This window comes from Candidatus Palauibacter sp. (assembly GCF_965216145.1).
GTDB lineage: Bacteria > Gemmatimonadota > Gemmatimonadetes > Palauibacterales > Palauibacteraceae > Palauibacter.
On record NZ_OZ244149.1, the window covers coordinates 2,285,939 to 2,301,301 of the forward strand.

The following is a 15,363-nucleotide window of genomic DNA, read 5'->3' on the forward strand; positions in this document are numbered from 1 at the left end:
GGAGGCGCGATGTCCGACGCTCGCGTAGACGGAGAACGGGTCTATACCGGCCGCACCATCCACGTCGACGTGGATCGGGTACGCTTCCCGGACGGGTCCGTCGGGAAGCTCGAGGTGGTCCGACACCCCGGTGCCGCCGCCGTCGCGGCCCTCGACGGCGTCGGGGAAGGGAGCGCGCCCGGCGGAAGCGGCGAACCCATGGTCACCCTCGTGCGTCAGTATCGGTACGCGGCGGAAGGCTTCATCTGGGAGGTGCCGGCGGGGAAGCTGGAGCCCGGAGAAGCGCCCGAAGCGTGCGCGCTCCGCGAACTGGAGGAGGAGGCGGGACTGCGCGCCGGACGCATCGAACGGCTGACCTCCGTGCGCACGACGCCCGGCTTCACCGACGAGGTGATCCACCTCTTCGTGGCGTGGGAGTTGGAGGCCGGCCGCACCTCCCACGAGGCGAGCGAATTCATGGACGTGCATCGGCTACCCCTCCGCCGTACCATCGAAATGGTGGACGCGGGGGAGATCACCGACGCGAAGACGATCTGCACGCTGACCCTCGTCCACCGCTGGATGGATCGAAATGGCGGCTTCGGTGTTTAAACCGCGAAACCCGCCTGAAAAGGAAGCGGCATGGACACGGAGCTGATGCTGGAGTCGGGACGGCGCTACGGGGTGGGCCTCGCCACGGAGCCCCTCGCGCGCAACGAACTCCGAGCCCTCGAGGATGCGGAGCTCGTGACGCATTACCTCAACGGCCAGCGCTTCGCGTTCACCGAGATCGCTGACCGCTATCAGGACCGCCTGCTGAACTTCATCTACCGGACGATCGGTGACCGCGACCGCGCGGAGGATCTCGTTCAGGAGACCTTCGTGCGCGTCTACCGGCACCTGCACCGGTTCGACCCGACGAGAAAATTCTCGACCTGGATCTATACGATCGCCAGCAACCTGGCGAAGAACGAGCTGCGAAACCGGGCGCGCAACCCGCTCGTCCTCTTCCATTCGATAAAGAGGAACTGGGAAGCCGACCACCGGCCGCTCGAATTCGAGGACAACGCCTACCGGCCGGACGATCTGTTCCGGAAGCGGCGCGTCCGCGAGCAGGTTGAGAGCGCGGTCACGGAACTGCCCGAGCATCACCGGGTCGTGTTCGTGCTGCGGGAACTCGAGGGGAAGACCTACGAAGAGATTTCAGAGATCACCGGGGTTACGCTGGGGACGGTCAAGTCGCGCCTCAACCGGGCGCGCAACAAGTTCGCCGCGATCGTCGCCCCGATGCTCGACTGACCGAATACATCGACTGAATCGAATACGCGACGGAATCGAAGAGGACCGGCTCGTTCGGTATGCCGGGCGGACGGGAACCTTCGAATGTGGACCGGAGTAGTACTCCGGCTGTGGACGTTATCAACGGTGGTTTTGCGATGGTTTGCAAAGAGTTTATCGAGGGGCACACCGAGTATCGGGACGGGGTGTTGCCGACCGGGGAGATCGCGCGGTTCGACGCGCACATGGACGATTGCGCTTCGTGTCGAGGCTACGACAGCGTGCTCGAGCGCGGACTCGCCATGTGGCGTGCGTTGCCGCCCGTGGAGACTTCGCCGGACTTCCGGCCGCGGCTGCAGCACCGCCTCTTCCATGTCGACGATGCCGCGAAGCTCCCCTTCCGGGCGCACGTCGGCCGGGCGGCGGCGATCGTCGTGGCGTCGGCCGCCCTCTTCTCGCTGGGGGTGTCGAACCGGACGCAGCCCGTGCGGATCGATTTGGGACTGCCTCCCGTGACCGTGGAGCCCCCCGCTCCCGCGGTCGCCGAGAGCCAGCGGAGTCTGTTCAACGATGGCCCCTACATTCCGGACCGCTTCCTGGTCCCCTTCGCTCCCGCCCTCGATGATGCGGGCGGTCTGTTCAGTTCCTCGTACGACATGACGATCGTGGCGGGCGATTCGACGCCCCTGCCGGCCGAACGGCGTTCCGGCCAACTCGACGAGTCTCGCTGACGCCGACTCCTTTCTCCTCTTCCGACGCTCACGCCCCGTGAGCGCGCGACGGGATCCGCGACTCGCTCGCGTCCTCGACCGCGAGGGCCCGGCCGGTGGCTGGTTCCTGCACGGCGACGCGATTCGCCTGCGTGACGACGCCGCCCGGCAGCTCGTCGACGCCGCCCTCGACCCCGCCACGCGCGACTTCAACTACGACCAGTTCCACGGCGAGGACGTGACCGGCGAACAGCTCGCATCGACCCTCGCCATGCCGCCGATGATGGCGGAACGCCGGGTCGTCTTCGTGCGCGACGTGGAGCGTCTGGCGACCAGGGCGCGGGACGTCCTGAAGCGGGCCGCGGCGAAGCTCCCCCCCGATATCGCGCTCATCGTCACGGCGACGATCCCGAAGGGCTCGCGCGCGGCGTTCTACCGCGATCTGAAGAAGAGCTGTCGCACGCTGGAGTGGAGCACGCCCCGGGCCGCCGAGATCCCGGGCTGGATCCGCGACCGCGCGCGCGCCCGCTGGGGGTTCGATCTGTCCCCGGCCGTGGCCCAGCTCATCGCGGGGGCGGTGGGGTCGGACCTCTCGACGCTCGACGCCGAACTCGAGAAGCTCTCGCAGCTGCCCGCCGACCGGCGCACGGAGGCCGAGATCTCCGCGCTCATCCCCCGCACTCATCGGATCGATCGCTGGAGCTGGCTCGACCTCGTGGCTTCGCGCAACTACCGGCGCGCCTTGCGCGAGCTGGAGGACGTGCTCACATCCGAGCGGGGTGTCGGACTCGTCGCCGGACTGGTCGAACACCACCTGCTCCTCGGTCTGGCCCTCGACACGGGGACGGCGGGCCTGCGGGCCGTCCTCTCGGAGACCGGGCGAGGCTACCTTTCCTGGAAGGCGGGCACCTACGCGAGACAGGCGAGGGGATGGACCGTAGACGAACTCGATCGAGCGCTCCGGGCGCTGCACCGCGCCGACCGGCAGCTGAAGTCGGGCCGCGGCGACCCGCCGGTCCTCGCCGACCTCCTGCTCTCGCTCGGGCAGATGCGCAGCGCGTCCGCGTGAGCCGCCTGCGGCGGGTGTGGCCGCTCGCGCTCTTCGCCGCGAGCCCCGCCTGGGGGCTGGCCGCCCAGTCCGCCGCCCAGTCCGCCGAGATCGAGGCGCTGGCCCGTCTCGAGGCACGGATCGAGTCGGGCGCGACGGAGGGCGTCGCGGGGGCGATCGAACGCTGGCTGTCCACGACGCCGGACCCATCCCGCGAAGCCGTCGGACGCGCCAGATATCTAAGGGTGCGGCTCATGAGCGACGCGGACTCCGCCCGCGCCGAACTGCTCGCCCTCGCCCTGGACGGGGGCTCATCCCACGGCGCCCGGGTCTGGCTCCGGCTGGGGCAGCTGGAGCTGGCGGCGGGCGATCCGGCCCGCGCTGCCGCGGCCCTGGAGCGGCTGCGCGCCGATTACCCGCGGAGCGCCGCGGCGACGGCGTCGTGGTACTGGACGGGGCGGACGTTCGAGGACCGCGGCCTGCTCGATCGCGCCTGTGAGGGCTGGACGCGGGCGTTCCGGGCGGCGCGGGACGGCGGAGACGCGGTCTCCGTCCGCCTCGCGGCCGCGGCGGCGGCCGGCTGCGCCCCCGGCGCGGCCCGCTTCACGGTCCAGGTGGCGGCCTTCTCGATCCCGGAAGCGGCGACCGAGATGCGGTCGCAGCTGGAGGCGGACGGCTTCCCGGCGCACGTCGTCGAGGAGAGCGGGCTCCACCGCGTCCGGGTGGGCCGTTTCGCGACGCCCGAGGCGGCCCGCGGTCTGGAGCGGCGCCTGCGCCTGGCCGGCTTCCCGGTCGCCGTCATCGCCGCGGAACCATGACCCCGGCCCGCACCCCGGCTCGCACCCCGGCCGACACCCCGGCTCGCACCCCGGCCGACACCGCCGGGTCCACGCCGCTGATCCGGCAGTATCTCGAGATCAAGTCCCGCCACCCGGACTCCCTCCTCTTCTTCCGGGTCGGGGACTTCTACGAGATGTTCTTCGAGGACGCGGAGGAGGGGAGCGGTCTCCTCGGGCTGACCCTCACCTCGCGCAACAACGGCGGCAAGCGGGACATCCCCCTCGCCGGCGTGCCGGTCAAGGCCGTGGACGAGTACGTCTCGCGTCTCCTCGAGGCGGGCCGCCGCGTTGCCATCTGCGAGCAGCTCGAGGACCCCGCCGAGGCGCAGGGCATCGTCCGGCGCGATGTCGTCGAGATCATCACTCCCGGCACCGTCCTCGAGGACCGGCTGCTCACGGCGAAGCGTAACAACTACGTCGTCGCGATCGCCGGCCGGGTCCCGTTCGGACTCGCGATCGTCGACCTCTCGACCGGGGAGTTCGAGCTGCGCGCGGTCGCCGGCGAGGCCGACCTGCGGGACGAACTGGGCCGCCTCGAGCCGGCCGAGATCGTCGTCCCCGAGGAGAGCGCGCACCCGCCCGGCGCCTGGCACCTGACGACGCGGCCGGAGTGGCGCTTCGACGCCGAGCAGGGCGAGGAACGTCTCGCCGCGTGGTTCGGCGTGGCGTCCTCCGTCGGGTTCGGGCTCGACGCGGCGCGCGACGCGCTCCTACTCGCGGCGAGCGGGGCGCTGCTCGGCTACCTCGAGGAAGTGCGGCCGTCCGGACTGGACCACCTGCGCCCCCCGCGCGTCGACCGGGCCGGGCGGATCATGTTTCTGGACGAGATGACGCGCCGGAACCTCGAACTCGTCGAGCCGCTCCGCCCCGGCGAGGGGGCGTCGCTCCTCGAGCGGCTCGACCGCACGCGCACGCCGATGGGCGCGCGGCTTCTGCGCCGCCGGCTCCTGCGTCCCCTCGTCGTCGCCGACGAGATCCGGGTCCGCCTCGATGCGGTGCAGGAGTTCGTCGAACGGCCCGAGGTCCGCCGGCGGGTCCGGCGCGCACTCCGCCCCATCCGCGATCTGGAGCGCCTCGCGGCGCGCATCGCGACCGGTCGCGCGGGGCCCCGCGAGCTCCTCGGCCTCGGCCTCTCGCTCGACGCGTTGCCCGGGCTGGCGGCGGCCCTCGACGGCCTCGAGGCCGGCCGGCTCGCCGATCCGCGCACGGCGTTCGACCCGCTCGCCGACGTGGCGGAGCGGGTCCGCGAGGCCATCGACCCCGACACGCCCCACGCGCTCAAGGACGGGGGCGTCATCCGTCGCGGCTTCTCGCCCGAACTCGACGAACTGCGCGGCGTGCGTGGAAACGCGGTCGACTTCATCGCCGGCATGCAGCTTCGCGAGCGCGACCGCACCGGCATCGACACGCTCAGGATCGGGTTCAACAAGGTCTTCGGGTATTACCTCGAGGTCACGAAGTCGAAACTCGACCGCGTTCCCGGGGAGTGGACCCGCCGCCAGACGCTTACCAACGCCGAGCGCTACCTGACGCCCGAGCTCAAGGAATGGGAGGGGAGGGTCCTCGGCGCGGACGACGAGATCCAGCGGCTGGAGGCGCGCCTCTTCCAGTCGGTGCGGGACGAGGTCGGCGCCGAGGTGGGACGGGTGCAGTCCGCCGCGGCCCGGGTCGCCGAGATCGACGTGCTCGCGTGCCTGGCCGAGGTGGCCGAGGCCGAGGACTACGTGCGCCCCGCGCTCACGGACGAGGTCCTGTTCGATGTCGAGGAGGGGCGGCACCCGGTCGTCGAGACGGCCGTGGGTCGCGACAGGTTCATCCCCAACGACATGCGTCTCGACGACGAGCGCCGGACGATGATCGTGACCGGCCCCAACATGGCCGGGAAGTCGACCGTGCTCCGCCAGGCGGGACTCATCGCGCTCATGGCGCACATCGGCTCCTTCGTGCCGGCTCGCCGGGCCCGCATCGGGGTATGCGATCGCGTATTCACGCGCGTGGGCGCGAGCGACAACCTCGCGGCGGGGCTGAGCACGTTCATGGTGGAGATGACCGAGACCGCGACCATCCTGCACGGGGCCAGCGAGCGATCGCTGGTCCTCCTGGACGAGATCGGGCGCGGCACGTCGACGTACGATGGCGTGTCGATCGCGTGGGCCGTGACGGAACGGCTGCACGAACTCGGCGCGCGCACCGTGTTCGCGACGCACTACCACGAACTCGTGGGCCTCGCCGAATCGCTCCCGCGCGCGGCGGCCTTCAACGTCTCGGTGCGGGAAGAGGGCCGCGACATCGTCTTCCTGCACCGTCTCGAGCCCGGGGGTTCGGACCGCTCCTACGGCGTGCACGTGGCGCGTCTCGCCGGGCTCCCCGCCGAGGTCGTGGGGCGCGCCGCGCGCATCCTGCGCGTGCTGGAGAGCGGGCCGTGGGGCGCCGGCGGGCGAGGGGCCGCGCTCGCCGAAGGCGGGATGGGACAGCTCTCCCTGTTCGAGGCGGCCGGGTTCCCCGCGGGGCAGGCGTCGCCGGCGCCCGGCTCGCCCGGCGATGAGGATGCGACCGACCTCGAGGCCGCCCGCGAGCTGCTGGAGCGGCTGGCCCGGCTCGACCTCGACCGGCTCACCCCGCTCGAGGCGCTGAACACGCTTGCGGAATGGAAAGCGTTCGGCGATGCGTAGACCCGGCCCGGCCACGGCGACGTCCGGGCTCGCGGCGCTCGCGGCGCTCGCCTGGCTCGCGATGGCCGCCTGCGCCGAAAACGTCCGCCCCAGCCTCGGCGGGCTCCGCCCCGACCGGCTCGGCGACGGCAGCTTCGTCACGCCCGTTCTCCTGCCCCCGTCCGCTCCGTTCGTCTATCCGCCCGACGCCTGGGAGCGGGGTGTGGGGGGCGAAGCGCTCCTCCGCATCCACATCTCGAGGCTGGGGCGGGTCGATTCCGTGGAGGTGATGAACTCCGCCGGCGACTCCGCGCTCGACTCCGCGGCGCTGGCGAGCGCCCGGCGGCTCCGCTTTCGTCCCGCCCGGCACGGCGACACCGCCATCGCCATCTGGGGCGTGCTCCCCGTCCTCTACCCGCTGCCGCTCCCGGACGGCTGAAAGGGCCAGGATGGCCGAAATCCCTGAGACCACCGCGCGGCGCCTGCGCGTCGGCGTCCTCTTCGGCGGCGAGTCACCGGAGCACGAGGTGTCGCTGCAGTCGGCGAAGAACGTCATCGAGGCGATCGACCGCGATCGCTACGATGTCGTGCTCATCGGCATCGACCACCGCGGACGCTGGCGCCTGGCCGATGAGTCCGGCTTCCTGCGGAACGCGTCGGACCCCCGCCGCATCCGCCTCCCCGTCGGCGCGACGCCCCTCGCCGTCGCCTGCGGCCGGGACCCGGAGATCGTGCCGCTGGCGCCCGGCGACCCGCTCCCGCCGCTCGATGTCGTATTTCCCGTCCTCCACGGCCCCATGGGCGAGGACGGCGCCGTCCAGGGCCTGCTCCGCCTCGCGCACCTCCCCTTCGTGGGCCCCGGCGTCCTCGGCTCGGCGGTCTGCATGGACAAGGACGTCGCGAAGCGGCTCCTCCGCGACGCCGGGATCCCGGTCGCCCCCTTCCTCACGGTCGCCGATCGCGAGGAAGCCCCGGCCTGGACCGCGGTCGTGGAAGCGCTCGGCGCCCCCGTCTTCGTGAAGCCGGCGAACATGGGCTCCTCCGTGGGCGTTTCGCGGGTGGACACGGAGCGCAATTATGAGCAGGCTCTGGAAGAGGCCTTCTCCTTCGACACGAAGGTCCTCCTCGAGCGCACGATCCGCGGACGAGAGATCGAAATCTCGGTGCTGGGCAACCGGACTCCCGAGGCCTCGATCCCCGGGGAGATCGCCCCGCGGCACGATTTCTACTCCTACGAGGCGAAGTACCTGGACGAGGCCGGCGCCGACCTGCTGATCCCCGCGGACCTCGATCCGGACACCACTTCGCGCGCGCGGGATCTCGCGATCCGCGCCTTCCGCGCGCTGTGCTGCGAGGGGATGTCCCGCGTCGACCTCTTCCTCACGACCGAAGGTTGCGGCGAGGTGCCGGCGGGCGAACTCATCGTGAACGAGATCAACACCATCCCCGGCTTCACCCGGATCAGCATGTATCCGAAGCTGTGGGCGGCGAGCGGCGTCTCGTACCCGGAACTCATCGACCGCCTCATCCGGCTCGCGATCGAGCGGGGGGAGCGGGAGCGCCGCCTCGCGTGGGCGATCGCCCTCGCGACGGACGACACGGATGGCGACACGGAATGACGGAACGGAGTGACGCAAGCGCATGATGCGGCAGCAGGCGTACGGTAGCGGCGGGGTCCGCTTCGGCCACGGCTTCCCGATGAGCCGCTGGGTCCTGCGGCTCATGATCGCGAACTTCGCGATCTTCCTCCTCATGAGCTTGCGGATCGTCCCGGCCCCGGCGATCGAGTGGCTGGGCTTCGGCGTCCCCGGCTTCCTCACGCGACCCTGGACCGCCGTCACCTACATGTTCCTGCACGGCAGCTTCATGCACGTGTTCATGAACATGCTCGCGCTCTTCTTCTTCGGGCCGCCGCTCGAGCAGAAATGGGGCAGCCGCTTCTTCATCAAGTACTACCTCGTCACGGGACTCGGGGGCGCCGCCTCCTCCGTCCTCCTCTATTCCGTCCTCGGGCCGACGATGATGATCGGGGCCTCCGGCGCCGTCTTCGGCCTCCTCGTGGCCTTCGCCCTCAACTGGCCCGACGCGAAGATCCTCCTCTGGTTCGTGTTCCCGGTGCGGGCGAAGTGGTTCGTGATGGGGCTGGGCGCCATCACCCTCCTCTCGACCGCGCAGGGCTCCGCCGACGGCGTGGCTCACTGGGCGCACCTCGGCGGCCTCGTGAGCGGGTTCGTGTACCTGCGCTACGGCGAGCGTCTCCGCCGGTTCGCGGAGAAGGCGCTCTACCGGGAGAAGGAAAAGCCCGCGCCCCGGCCGCGGCGCAGGCGCCGTGCGGCCTCCACCGGCGAGGCGCCGCCCCCCACCCCCCGCCGACGGCGCCGGCGGGACGGCGACGCCCTGGACGAGGTCGACCGCATCCTCGACAAGATCCGCGCGACCGGAATGGACTCGCTGACCCCCCGTGAACGGGCGTTCCTCGACGAGGTGAGCCGGCAGTACAGGGAGACGCAGGACACCCCGACCAAGTCCCGCACGCACTGAACGCCCCGGCGACGCCCGGCGCATCCCCGCGCGGCTGGAGTTTTCCGCCGCCGGTTTCTACAATATCCGCCCCGCGCGAGCCGCGTTCGACGTCGGCCCGCGCCCCGCGATCCAGTCTCCGTCCCGGGAGGTGTCCATGGCGTCTGCCGCCTCGGCATATGAAACGTCCAACATCCGCAACGTCGTCCTCTTCGGTCACGGAGGCGCCGGCAAGACGACACTCGTGGATTCGATGTGCTACGTCGCCGGAAATACGAACCGGAAGGGCGACGTGCAGAAGGGGAATGCGCTCACCGACTTCACCCCCGAGGAGATCGGCCACGGGATCTCGATCAACCTCGCCGTGGCCCACGCCGTCTGGGACGAGACCCGGATCAACCTCATCGACACGCCCGGCTACCTCGACTTCCTCGGCGAAGTCCTGGCGGGGATCCGGGTGGGGGACGCCGGCCTCTGCGTCGTCGACGCGATCTCGGGGGTCGAGGTGGGGACGGAGAAGACGTGGGCCGCCGCCGAAGCCGCGAGCCTGCCGCGGGCCGTCTTCGTCTCGATGATGGATCGGGACAACGCGAACTTCCGGAACACCGTCGACCAGATCCGGGCCGAACTCACGCCGAACGCGATGCCGGTCCAGCTCCCGATCGGGGCGGGCGCCGACTTCGCCGGCATCGTCGACCTCCTCACGATGAAGGCGCACATGTTCAAGGGGGGCGACAAGGGCGCCGCGGACGAGGTCGATCCCCCCGCCGAGGTGGCGGCGGAGGTGGAGGAACTCCGCGAGACGCTGATCGAGGCGATCGTGTCGGCGGACGATGATCTGCTCGAGGCCTACTTCGAGGGAGAGGAACTCGACCCCGGCCGCGTCGTGGAGGTCCTCGCGGAGGCGATCCGCGACGGTGATGTCGTCCCCGTGTTCTGCGGTTCGTGCCAGACGAGCGCCGGGGTGCCGGCCCTCCTCGACCGCATCGTGGAACTCCTGCCCTCGCCCGACCGCGCGGTCCCCCAGACCGCGTCCAACGGAAGCGGCGAGGTCGTGCTGGAGCCGGGAGTCGGCGCGCCGGCAGCGGTCCTCGTCTTCAAGACGACCTCCGAGCCGCACGTAGGCGACCTGAGCTACTTCCGCGTGTTCAGCGGCCGCATCACCAACGGCATCATGCTCCTCAACCCCGGCCGCGCCTCGACCGAGCGCCTCGCGCACCTCGCGATCCCGCACGGCGTCCGGCGCGTCGACGTCGAGGTCCTGAACCCCGGCGACATCGGCGTCGTGACGAAGCTCAAGGACACGCACACCGGCGACACCCTGTGCGACGGCGCCTCGCCCGTCACGCTCGAGGGGATCCGCTGGCCGGCCCCCGACCTCTCCCTCGCGGTGACCGCGCGCACGCGCGCCGACGAGGACAAGATCGGGAGCGGGCTGTCGAAGCTGCACGAGGAGGACCCGACCTTCGCCGCGGGCTACGACCCCGAGCGCGGGCAGACGATCATCCGCGGACTCGGGGAGATCCACCTCAACATCTCGCTCGAGAAGATGACCCGGAAGTACGGGGTCAACGTGGACATCCACGAGCCGCGGATCGCCTACCGCGAGACGATCACGAGGACCGCCGAGGGCCAGGGCCGCCACAGGAAGCAGTCCGGCGGGCGGGGCCAGTTCGGCGATTGCCATGTCCGCCTCAGCCCGCTGCCGCGCGGAGGGGGATACGTGTTCGTGGACTCGATCAAGGGCGGCGTGATCCCGACCAAGTTCGTCCCGGCCGTGGGAAAGGGGATCGAGGGGGCGCGCCGCAAGGGCGTCCTCGCGGGTTACCCCCTGGTGGACTTCCAGGCCGAGTGCTACTACGGCTCGCACCACTCCGTCGACAGCTCCGACATCGCCTTCCAGATCGCGGGCTCGATCGCGTTCCAGAAGGTGGCGCGGGAGGCGAACCCGGTGATCCTCGAGCCGATCATGGAGGTGGAGGTCGAGACGCCCGAGGAGTACATGGGCGAGGTGATGGGAGACCTCAACCAGCGGCGCGGCCGCGTCCTCGGCATGGAATCGAAGGGGCGGCGGCAGGTCGTGAAGGCCCACGTCCCCCAGGCCGAACTCTACAAGTACTCCGCGGCGCTGCGCTCGCTGACGCACGGGAAGGCGACGCACACCCGCAGCCTGGCTGCGTACGAGCAGGTTCCGCCGCATGTTCAGGAGAGAGTGATCGCGGAGTCCCGGCGCGATGGCGATGAGTAGGAAGACGAGCAGGAAGACGAGCAGGCGGTAGCCCGTGGCGGGCCATTCGAAGTGGTCGAAGATCAAGCGCCAGAAGGCGGTGACCGACAAGGCGAAGGGGAAGCTCTTCTCCAAGCTCGGGCGCGAGATCGCCGTGGCGGCGCGCGAAGGGGGAGGGGACCCGGACTTCAACCCCCGTCTCCGGACCGCGATCGACAACGCCAAGGGCCAGCGCATGCCGACCGAGAACATCGAACGCGCGATCAGGCGCGGGACGGGCGACCTCCCCGGGGCCTCGTACGAAGAGGTCACGCACGAGGGCTACGCGCCCGGCGGCGCGGCGCTGTATCTGGAGTGTCTCACGGACAACCCGCGGCGGACGCTGGCCGAACTCCGGCACCTGCTCGACAAGCGGGGCGGGAACCTGGGGCAGAGCGGCTCCGTCGCCTGGTTGTTCGAACGCAAGGGCCAGATCCTCGTGTCGGCCGACCGCAGCGACGAGGAGGCGACGCTCGATGCGGCGCTCGAGGCCGGGGCGGAGGACTTCGAGGCGGACGACGGGATGTACGTCGTGACGACGGGGGCGGGCGACTTCCACGACGTGCTCGCCTCGATGCGCGCGGCCGGGATCGCGGTCGCGGAGGCGGATCTCGCCATGGTCGCGAAGAACACGGTGAGAGTCGAGGGACGCGAGGCGGGGAGGGTGCTCGACATCCTGACGGCGCTCGACGACCACGACGACGTGCTGCGGGTCAACACGAACGTCGATCTGGAGGCGGGGGACTGAGCGGCCCACTGAAGGTGCTGGGAATCGACCCCGGCACGCGGGCGACCGGCTACGGCTGCATCGAGGGGGGCCGGTCGGTCCCGGGCCTCTCGTACCGCCTCATCGAGTGCGGCGTCGTGCGGCCGCGCGGGACGGATCTGGGCTCGCGGCTCGCGGACATCCATTGCGGGGCGCTCGAGATCATCGACCGGCTGGCGCCGACGTGCGTGGCGATCGAGAGCGCCTTCCACGGGCGGAACGCCCGCACGGCCATGGTGCTGGGGCACGCGCGCGGCGTCCTCGTCCTCGCGGCGCAGTTGCGGGGCCTCCCGATTCACGAGTACGCGCCGCGGCAGGTGAAGAAGCGGGTCGTGGGGACCGGCGCCGCCAGCAAGGAGCAGGTCGGCTTCATGGTCAAGCACCACCTGCGGCTCGGCGAGGCGCCGCGCCCGGCGGACGCGGCGGACGGCTGCGCGGTCGCCCTCTGTCACCTGATCGGCGGGAGGCTCCCGTGATCCGGCGTCTGCGCGGAGAGCTGGTCGGGCGCGGCGCGAGCGCCGTCGAGGTGGTGACGGGCGACGGCGTCGGCTACGAGGTCAACGTGCCGCTCGGGCTGGTCGACCGGCTGCCGCCCGAGGGGGCCGCCGTCGAACTGCACACCGTTCTCGTCGTGCGCGACGACGCGTTCGAACTGTACGGCTTCGAGACCGCACGGGACCGCGAACTCTTCCAGCGGCTGCGCACCCCGAGCGGCGTGGGGCCGCGCCTCGCGCTCGCGATCCTCGGGGCGCTGCCGCCGGGCCGGATCGTGCGGGCGATCCGCGCCAAGGACCACCGCACCCTCCAGACGGTGAGCGGCGTGGGCCGGAAGACGGCGGAGCGGATCGCGATCGACCTCGCGGACAAGCTCGACGACCTGGGCGACCCGGCCGGCGACCTGCCGGCGGCGGGCGGCCCGGCCGCGGCGGCCGTGCAGGCGCTGCGGGCCCTCGGCTACCAGCGCGGGCAGAGCGAGAACGCCGTGCGCCACGCGCTCGATGCGCTCGAGGGCCGCAAGGTCGGCGTCGAGGAACTCGTGCGCCGCGCGCTGCAGCACGTATGACGGCGCCCGGCCCCCCCGGCGGGACCGGCACCGGCGCGCCGGACGACCGGCCGCGCACGGAGATCACCACGCCGGAGGTGCTCGAAGACGACCTGCGCCCCGACGCCTCGCTGCGCCCGCAGCGCCTCGACGAATTCATCGGCCAGGCGCGCGTCAAGGAGAGCCTCTCCGTGTTCGTGGAGGCCGCGCTGGGCCGCGGCGAGGCGCTCGACCACACCCTCTTCTACGGCCCGCCGGGCCTCGGGAAGACGACGCTCGCCCTCCTCCTCGCCCGCGAACTCGGGGTCGAGGTCAAGCTCACCTCCGGCCCCGTGCTCGAGAAGCCGGGCGACCTCGCCGGCCTGCTCACGAACCTCCCGCCGCGGGGCCTCCTCTTCATCGACGAGATCCACCGCCTGCGGCCCGTGATCGAGGAGTTCCTCTATCCGGCGATGGAGGACTACCGGATCGAGATCCGGCTCGGGGACGGCCCCCGCGTCGAGACGTTCACGATGAAGCTCGAGCGCTTCACGCTCGTGGGGGCGACGACCCGCTTCGGACTCCTCACCGCGCCCATGCGGGCGCGCTTCGGCGTCGTCGAGCGGCTGGGTTACTACCCGAAGGAGGAACTGGCGCGGATCGTCGTCCGCTCCGCGAGCCTCCTCGACATCCCCACCACCGCCGACGGGGCCGACGAGATCGCGCGCCGCGCCCGCGGCACGCCCCGCATCGCGAACCGCCTCCTGCGCCGCGTGCGCGACTTCGCGGAGGTGCGGGGCGACGGTACGATCGACGCCGAGACGGCCGTGGACGGCCTCAAGCTGCTCAACGTGGATGAGTACGGCCTCGACGAGATGGACGCGCGCGTGCTCAAGGCGATCATCGAGACGTTCGAAGGGGGACCGGTGGGGCTCGCCTCGCTCGCCGTCGCGGTGGGGGAGGACGCGGGCACGCTGGAGGAGGTGTACGAGCCGTACCTGATCCAGAACGGGTACATGCAGCGGACGTCGAGAGGCCGCACGGCCACCCGGAAGGCGTACGCGCGCTTCGGCTACGCGCTCCCGCGCGGAGAAGCCGGCAGGGCGCAGGGCGCGCTGTTCGGCGGTGACGTCGGCGGTGACGTCGGCGATGAAGGCTGAGCGGGCGGGCCGCACCGAGGCGTACGACTACGAACTGCCGGCCGAGCTGATCGCGGCCCGCCCGGCCGAGCGCCGTGATGCCAGCCGGCTCCTCGTGGTCGATCGCGCGCGGGGCCGCTTCACGGACGCAGCCTTTCCCGCGCTGCTCGAGCGGCTGTCGCCCGGCGATGCGGTCGTCGTCAACGACAGCCGCGTCTTCCCGGCCCGGCTCCTCGGCCGCAAGCCGACCGGCGCCCGCGCCGAGATCCTCCTCGTCCGCCCCGAGGCCTCCTCGCTCGAACCGACGGACCCCTTCGACCGGGCCGACACCCGCCTGTGGCGCGCCATGGTCCGCCCCGGCGGCAAGCTCAAGCCCGGCCGCACGGTCGATATCGCGGACGGGTTCACGGTCGAGATCCTCGACTCCGCCCCCGACGGCACGCGCCTCGTGCGGCTCGCCGGCGACGCGGACCCCTGGACGCTCATCCAGCGCCACGGCCGCGTCCCCCTCCCACCGTACATCGTGCGGGACGCGGGGGGCGGTCCGAACGCGCGGCGCGGCGCGCCGCGCGACAACATGCCGCGCGACGACGCGGAGGACCGCGAGCGCTACCAGACCGTCTACGCGGCGCCGGCCGGGAGCGTCGCCGCCCCCACGGCCGGGCTCCACTTCACCCCCGAACTCCTGGCCGCCCTCGAGGCCCGGGGCGCGCGCCTCGTCCGCCTCACCCTGCACGTCGGGTTCGGGACCTTCCGCCCCGTGACGGCGACCCGCGTCGAGGAACACCGCGTCGCGCCCGAGGCCTACAGCTTCTCCCCCGAGGCGGCCGACCAACTCAACGCGACGCGCGCGGCGGGCGGCCGCGTGGTCGCGATCGGCACGACCTCCTGCCGCGTGCTCGAGACCGTGGGCGCCCCCGGCCGCTTCGAACCGGGCCGGGGCTGGACCGACCTCTTCATCCGCCCCCCATACGATTTCCACGCCGTCGACGCGCTCGTGACGAACTTCCACCTCCCGCGCTCCAGCCTCCTCATGCTCGTGGCGGCGTTCGCGGGGCGCGAACTCGCGCTCGCGGCCTACGCGCACGCGATCAGGGAGCGCTACCGCTTCTATTCCTACGGCGACGCGATGCTGATCACATGACG

At 71.6% G+C, this 15,363-nt stretch carries 15 protein-coding genes; all 15 read left to right on the plus strand.

All coding sequences use genetic code 11. The annotated features are described in order from the left end of the window. Window positions 1-9 precede the first annotated feature (9 nt). The gene (locus ACOOHF_RS09745) at window positions 10-591 is read left to right on the plus strand and encodes an NUDIX hydrolase (RefSeq protein ID WP_420461504.1); all 582 of its coding nucleotides are present in this window, start codon (window positions 10-12) and stop codon (window positions 589-591) included. 30 nt (window positions 592-621) lie between these two features. Further along, window positions 622-1,278, plus strand: a complete 657-nt coding sequence (locus tag ACOOHF_RS09750; RefSeq protein ID WP_420461505.1) for a sigma-70 family RNA polymerase sigma factor — start codon at window positions 622-624, stop codon at window positions 1,276-1,278. Between the two features lie 137 nt (window positions 1,279-1,415). Then, the gene (locus tag ACOOHF_RS09755; protein WP_420461506.1) at window positions 1,416-1,988 is read left to right on the plus strand and encodes a zf-HC2 domain-containing protein; all 573 of its coding nucleotides are present in this window, start codon (window positions 1,416-1,418) and stop codon (window positions 1,986-1,988) included. A 37-nt stretch (window positions 1,989-2,025) separates the two neighbouring features. Beyond that, complete coding sequence (gene holA / locus ACOOHF_RS09760) at window positions 2,026-3,036, plus strand: DNA polymerase III subunit delta (RefSeq protein WP_420461507.1); 1,011 nt, start codon at window positions 2,026-2,028, stop codon at window positions 3,034-3,036. Next, window positions 3,033-3,833: an SPOR domain-containing protein gene (locus ACOOHF_RS09765; RefSeq protein WP_420461508.1), complete on the plus strand. Its 801-nt coding sequence runs from the start codon at window positions 3,033-3,035 to the stop codon at window positions 3,831-3,833. Before holA ends, ACOOHF_RS09765 begins: the two co-directional genes overlap by 4 nt. Next, window positions 3,830-6,526 (plus strand): DNA mismatch repair protein MutS, encoded by a 2,697-nt coding sequence (gene mutS / locus ACOOHF_RS09770; RefSeq protein ID WP_420461509.1) that lies wholly within the window; start codon window positions 3,830-3,832, stop codon window positions 6,524-6,526. The genes ACOOHF_RS09765 and mutS overlap by 4 nt, the downstream gene beginning before the upstream one ends. Next, window positions 6,519-6,944, plus strand: coding sequence for an energy transducer TonB (locus tag ACOOHF_RS09775; protein WP_420461510.1), 426 nt, complete (start codon window positions 6,519-6,521; stop codon window positions 6,942-6,944). Before mutS ends, ACOOHF_RS09775 begins: the two co-directional genes overlap by 8 nt. 10 nt (window positions 6,945-6,954) lie before the next feature. Next, on the plus strand, window positions 6,955-8,124 hold the full coding sequence (gene ddlA, locus ACOOHF_RS09780; protein WP_420461511.1) for a D-alanine--D-alanine ligase: 1,170 nt from the start codon (window positions 6,955-6,957) through the stop codon (window positions 8,122-8,124). Between the two features lie 22 nt (window positions 8,125-8,146). Then, complete coding sequence (locus tag ACOOHF_RS09785; RefSeq protein WP_420461512.1) at window positions 8,147-9,046, plus strand: rhomboid family intramembrane serine protease; 900 nt, start codon at window positions 8,147-8,149, stop codon at window positions 9,044-9,046. A gap of 136 nt (window positions 9,047-9,182) precedes the next feature. Further along, entirely contained in the window at window positions 9,183-11,273 is a 2,091-nt protein-coding gene (fusA, locus tag ACOOHF_RS09790; RefSeq protein ID WP_420461513.1) for an elongation factor G, read from the plus strand. Between the two features lie 34 nt (window positions 11,274-11,307). Beyond that, on the plus strand, window positions 11,308-12,039 hold the full coding sequence (locus ACOOHF_RS09795; protein WP_420461514.1) for a YebC/PmpR family DNA-binding transcriptional regulator: 732 nt from the start codon (window positions 11,308-11,310) through the stop codon (window positions 12,037-12,039). A gap of 14 nt (window positions 12,040-12,053) precedes the next feature. Beyond that, entirely contained in the window at window positions 12,054-12,533 is a 480-nt protein-coding gene (ruvC, locus tag ACOOHF_RS09800; protein ID WP_419934814.1) for a crossover junction endodeoxyribonuclease RuvC, read from the plus strand. Continuing rightward, window positions 12,530-13,120 (plus strand): Holliday junction branch migration protein RuvA, encoded by a 591-nt coding sequence (gene ruvA / locus ACOOHF_RS09805; RefSeq protein WP_420461515.1) that lies wholly within the window; start codon window positions 12,530-12,532, stop codon window positions 13,118-13,120. Before ruvC ends, ruvA begins: the two co-directional genes overlap by 4 nt. Beyond that, the gene (gene ruvB, locus ACOOHF_RS09810; protein WP_420461516.1) at window positions 13,117-14,238 is read left to right on the plus strand and encodes a Holliday junction branch migration DNA helicase RuvB; all 1,122 of its coding nucleotides are present in this window, start codon (window positions 13,117-13,119) and stop codon (window positions 14,236-14,238) included. Before ruvA ends, ruvB begins: the two co-directional genes overlap by 4 nt. Continuing rightward, complete coding sequence (gene queA, locus ACOOHF_RS09815) at window positions 14,228-15,361, plus strand: tRNA preQ1(34) S-adenosylmethionine ribosyltransferase-isomerase QueA (protein ID WP_420461517.1); 1,134 nt, start codon at window positions 14,228-14,230, stop codon at window positions 15,359-15,361. Before ruvB ends, queA begins: the two co-directional genes overlap by 11 nt. Window positions 15,362-15,363: the final 2 nt, after the last annotated feature.